The organism is Paraburkholderia mimosarum LMG 23256 = NBRC 106338, from assembly GCF_000739815.1.
GTDB lineage: Bacteria > Pseudomonadota > Gammaproteobacteria > Burkholderiales > Burkholderiaceae > Paraburkholderia > Paraburkholderia mimosarum.
Window position 1 is genome coordinate 1 of record NZ_BBJJ01000164.1, and the last position, 5044, is coordinate 5044.

The window sequence follows — 5044 nt, forward strand, 5'->3', positions numbered from 1 at the left end:
ATGCGTTGAGCTCATGCCGCCTATACACCGACTGCCATCGGGACCGTAAGCAGGTATCGTCCCGACTCGTCCTGGAGCCAATGGTCAACCCCAGTTTTGGCAGTGTCTTGAGGAAATAACGATGCGTCATCGGACGGTTTGCTTGCGCTCATCGTCTCAACACTTACCTGCCATCCTCAAAGGATGACTTTTCCACGGTCGCTCACCACCGCGCCTTTTGAACGCAGCAGCACCGGGCGGTTTGAAGCCTGCCCCTGCAGGCCGACTTCGGAAGGCCTTCTTCCATCTTCGGTACAGCATCCCAAGCTTGCGCTCAGGTTCGTGACACACACCATTGATTTCCCTTCTTGGCTTGATGCATCTTCGGGTCACGGCTCTTTCCAGCGTTCTTGGTCGACGGTGGTGCTTCGATGATCGTCGCATCAATCAGCGTTCCTTCCTTCATCATCAATCCACGCTCGCACAGCGTGATGCCGATCCCGTCGAACAGCTTTCGTGTCAGCTCGTGCTCGAACAGCAGGCGCCGGGATATCAACAGCGTGGTCGCATCCGGCACGTTCTCGACCGCCAGATCGATGCCGGCGAAGGCGCGCAGCGCGATGCTGTCATACAGCGCGTCTTCAGCCCTTCGTCCGACAGCCCGTACCACTGTTGCAGAAAGTAGATCCGAAGCATGCGCTCCAAGCCAATCGGCGGCCGGCCTCGCGTGCCATTCGGGTAATGTGGTTCGATTGCAGACAGCAAACGCTGCCACGGCACAATCTACTCCATCTCCACCAGTAAGCGTTGGCGTCTGGTCACGCGCTTCTTGCCTGCTATTTCCGCTTCCGCGAAGCTGATCTGCCTCTTCATCCTCGTGGGTCCGTTCCGTGAGCTGCCTTCTATAACGTCCTCGGCTACGTCAGCGATGACCGCCGAGCTTCATTAATCAGTGTTCCCTTAGTCGCGACCGAACCGAAAAAATGAGTTCGCGTTACTCGTAGTCCGAGAATCTCGAAATCGGTGCAGTGCTGTCGGGCATTGGCGTGTAACCCGGCACGTTTTCCCTAAACTGGTTCAGCAGGCCGTTATCGATTTTCGACAGGCCCTTGAGCTGCAACTGCATTAGCACGCGGCTGCCGCTGCTCGGCACCGTCGAACTCGTTTCGTTCGTATATTTTTCGAACGCAACGCCGAGCGACCAGCAATCCGCGTCGTACTGAAAGCCTACCAACCCGGCTATTAGGCGGTGCAGATGCATATCGTAGTTCACGCGGGCGACGCTCGAAAGCCGGCGGGTCAGCGGCCATTGGCCCGAGACGATGAACTGGCTGAGCGGCTCGTTGTCCTCGGACGCGCCGGCGCGCGTGTATCGGTACGCCATGTTCACGACTTCGCCAGGCGCGGGCGCCCATGAAAAGCCCGTGCTCGCATGGGAGAGGTAAGCGCTCGCCTCGTTGTACTCGATGGCCTGCTCGGCCTTGAACGCACTGCCGATATTGAGCGATGCACCGGCGATCACACCCGTGCGGCTCACGTCCGTGGTGGATTCGTCGGCATCGAGCGTCACGCGCGGCGTGGTGAAGTTGTATTGCTGCGCGAGCACGAAGCGTCCTGCCTCCGAGCCCGTTGCGGCATCGATGAAACGCGTCGTGATCGCAGCAGTGAGGCGGTTGGCGTCGGCAACACGGTCGTTGCCGACAAAGCTGTTGGCAGTAAATATCTCGGCCAGGCCGAAATCGCTTTCGGCGGTATCGAACAGCGGCGCGAAGCTCTGGTTGTTGTACGGCGTGTAGACGTAATAGAGCCGCGGCTCGAGCGTTTGAATATAGGCGTGGCCGAATAGTGTGATGGCGCGCTCGAACGTCATGCCGGAGTCGAGGCTGACCGTCGGCACGTTGACCTGAAAATTGTGCGGCTGCTCAGCCGCGGCATCGCTGCCGAGCGAGGAAAGGTCGTATGCCGCAAAGTGCCACTGTACCTTGGGCGTGATGTACCATGACGGCCGCACGATGGGCAGCGACAGGTACGGATTGAATACGAATCGAGTGCCCTGCGCGACGTCGCTGCTCGACATCGTGAAGCGCGAAGCATCAGCTTCTGCGCCGAAGTCGAACCCGCCGACGTTATAGCGCGCGTATTGCACGTTCAATTGCGGCTCGCGGTTATAGACGGAGTCGTTTGAATACGCCTGCCAATGCTGCTCGCGCAACAGCACTGACCACGGGCCATTTGCATAGCGCAATCCCGCTTCCTGGTCGTAGAGCGTCGTCGATCCCAGCAGAAGCTGGTTTTCTGAGTTCAAGTCGGTGGTGACGCTCGAGTCCGAAACGCGGTTGTAGTTCACGTAGGCGGAGAAGCCCGAGCCGATATTCCAGTCGTGCTTGAGCGAGAGCGAATAGCGGTCAGTCTTCGTGAGTGCGTCGTGAGGCAGGAGCAGCGCCGAGAATTCGCCGCTGTAGTCGCTGCCCAGATAACGATAGTCGGTGCTCATCATTTCGCCGCGCCGGCTGATCGTGCGTGGGGATAGCGTGAGATCGTAGTTCGGTGCGAGGTTGAAATAGATCGGTGTCGCCAGATCGAAGCCGCCCGTGGAACCGAATGAGAACGTTGGCGGCAACAAGCCGCTGCGGCGGTCGTCCGAGAGTGGAAACGACAGCCACGGGCTCGCGAATATCGGCAAGCCCTGGAAGAACAGTACCGAGTTGTGCGCGACGCCGGTGTCCGTGCCGCTATCCATTTCGAACTGCGAGGCGCGCAGATACCACGCGGGCTGGCCGCTGCATTGGCAGGTCGAATACGTGCCGCTGTGGATCACCGCGCGTTCGTTGTCGATCAGGTCGGCGCGCGCGGCCGAACCCCATCCACCATTCATGACGAAGCGGTAGCGCGGCGTGCTGATATAGCCTTGCTCGGCTTCGACGAGCATATGCGCGTAGGGGCCAAAAAACGTACTGCCGCTTTCGGTGAGGCTCACATGACCGTAAGAATCGGCGGTGTCTGTATCCTCGAAGTACTGAATGTAGTCGCCTTTCACGGACGACGCATAGCGCCGAAGTTCGGCCTTTCCATGTAGCGACAGGTCCGTGTCGACCGTGCCTGTCATCGACTGGGCGAGAGCGGCCGTCGCGGACCTGTCGCCCGATTGCAGCGGATGCTCCTGCAACTGCGGATCGAAGCGCAACGTCCAGTGGTCGCCGAGCGCAGCGGCCTGCGCCGCCGCGCCGGAGAGTTGTGCGAGCGCCATTGGCTGCGTGAATCCGGGCGCGACCAGCAACAGGGAAATCAGCGGCTTTACACGAAAGCCGCGTAATGCGTGACGCAGGATCAAGATAGGCGAGATAAACCGGGGATTTGCTGATAAATAGGGGGGGGGGGAGGTGGTCGTGCCGCGGGTGTCGTTTCACTGAAGCCTGACGGCGAGAGAAGACGGCGTGGCTTCGTGATGAGCGGCGGTTTCGAGCGCCTCGACGATGCCGGGGATCTGCTCGCACGGCACCATGAAAGACAGGCTCGCAGTTTTGGAGAGCCGAAAGCGGATCACGAGGTGGCGAGTGCCGTCGAGCCGACCGACCTCGCAGCCGCGCGCGTGCATGAGCGCAAACGATGGCGCCTGGCTCTTGTCGATGCACTGGATCTTTTCCATCGCGTTGGGCAGCGCAACCAGCAAATCGTTGAATACCGAACGGTGCAGTGCCGTGGTAGCGCTGCCGTCGTGAATCAGCAGGAATTCACCGTCTGCGCTCAGGTCGGCCGAACTGATCTGACGCACGATCGCCGTGACGTTTTCAGCCATGCGCGTGCGCTCCGACGTCTTGCACCGCGGTCACACCGGGTGCCGGCCCGATTAATGCGCAAACGCTCAAATGCAACCATTCGCGCGCGGCATTGGCCATGTCCAAAGCAACGTATCGCGCGGCCCCTCCTCGAATGCCGGACTGAATGCACGATGCAGTCACCCTCATCCACGAACAGATGGGGAACGCCGCAGATGAAGACGAACGTTTCGTTGGGCGCGCCCTACCCGACCTTGCGGATTTCAGATGCATGGGGCCGCGACGGCGAAGGCCGCGCGGCGGGCGCAGCGACGGGAGGACGGGACGGAAAGAACTCCGCAAACGCGCGGAGAAGATGAATCGCAGCCATGAAGTCCGTGCGTGTGCAGGGCGCTCGAACAGCGGCACGAGCTTGACCACCCAGCGATGAACACTTGAGTGATCGACCTCGACGCCGCGCTCGGCCATCATTTCTTCGAGGTTACGCAAGCTCAACGAATATGCCACATACCAGCGAACACACAGCAGGATTATGTCCAACGGATTGTGCAGTCGCTTGAGAATCGTGGCGATCCCTGATGGCAGCGTCGTACGTGGTGTCCCGCTCGTTTTGCCCATTTCGTTTGTCATGCGTGGTCGAGCAACAATTTTAGCTGAGTGCCTTGGCGCGACAGAACCGTCGGGATGCCCTGTGGGACCGCGTCGTAGCGGGTTCGGGCGGCGCAACGACCGATGCGTCGGCGCCATAGGCCATTCCATTGAGCGAACCACCGACCGGGATCCGCCGCCAAAACGAGAGCGCGAAGGCCATGCAAACGAGCGCCTCGCCGATTACCGGGATTGTTGTACATATGCGTTAGCGTTTTACTGATCGAACTTTTTGAAAGGCTACGCCAGTCGAACACACAATTTCTGAAAAAGGTGGCGCTCTTACGGAAAAATTGCGTAAACATGGCTGGGTATGGAGCGTGGGCCGCTCAATGCGAAATGCTCTCCAGCGACTTGTCGAGCGTCCGGGGCCCCATCACCCCGATGGACACCGTGACGAGCGCCATTGCCCCCGCGATGAAAACGAACACGCCAGTCACGCCGAACGCCTTGAGCGTAAAGGCGATGACGAAGGAACTGAATACCGCCGAGGACAATATCACCAATCACGAGTTTTCTAGATATGAAATTTATTTTCATCTCCTGAAGATTTTTTTGATATCGATCGATCGGTTTCGTCGGGGATATACCTCACCGGGATCTGTCGCTCCTGCAGACCTCACGTGCGCGCATCAATCAAA

The 5044-nt window shown here is 59.4% G+C and carries 2 protein-coding genes and 3 pseudogenes; all 5 read right to left on the reverse strand.

Going from position 1 to position 5044, the window contains the following annotated elements; translation table 11 throughout:
- Positions 1-331 precede the first annotated feature (331 nt).
- Positions 332-852, reverse strand: a pseudogene (locus BMI01S_RS42720) (IS5 family transposase); the annotation flags it as partial.
- A gap of 121 nt (positions 853-973) precedes the next feature.
- Positions 974-3226 carry an LPS-assembly protein LptD gene (locus BMI01S_RS35820; RefSeq protein WP_028232984.1) on the reverse strand — a complete coding sequence of 751 codons (2253 nt, stop codon included), beginning with the start codon at positions 3224-3226 and terminating at the stop codon, positions 974-976.
- A gap of 156 nt (positions 3227-3382) precedes the next feature.
- Complete coding sequence (locus tag BMI01S_RS35825; RefSeq protein ID WP_028232985.1) at positions 3383-3775, reverse strand: hypothetical protein; 393 nt, start codon at positions 3773-3775, stop codon at positions 3383-3385.
- A 370-nt stretch (positions 3776-4145) separates the two neighbouring features.
- Positions 4146-4373 (reverse strand): annotated as a pseudogene (locus BMI01S_RS40155) (IS6 family transposase); the annotation flags it as partial.
- Between the two features lie 359 nt (positions 4374-4732).
- Positions 4733-4894: pseudogene (locus BMI01S_RS41590) on the reverse strand (MFS transporter); the annotation flags it as partial.
- Between the last annotated feature and the right edge of the window lie 150 nt (positions 4895-5044).

What these genes read in the sequence shown, in the direction of transcription:
- BMI01S_RS35820 (WP_028232984.1), bottom strand. Translation starts at nt 3,226, where the DNA reads ATGGCGCTCGCACAACTCTCCGGCGCGGCGGCGCAGGCCGCTGCGCTC.
- BMI01S_RS35825 (WP_028232985.1), bottom strand. Translation starts at nt 3,775, where the DNA reads ATGGCTGAAAACGTCACGGCGATCGTGCGTCAGATCAGTTCGGCCGAC.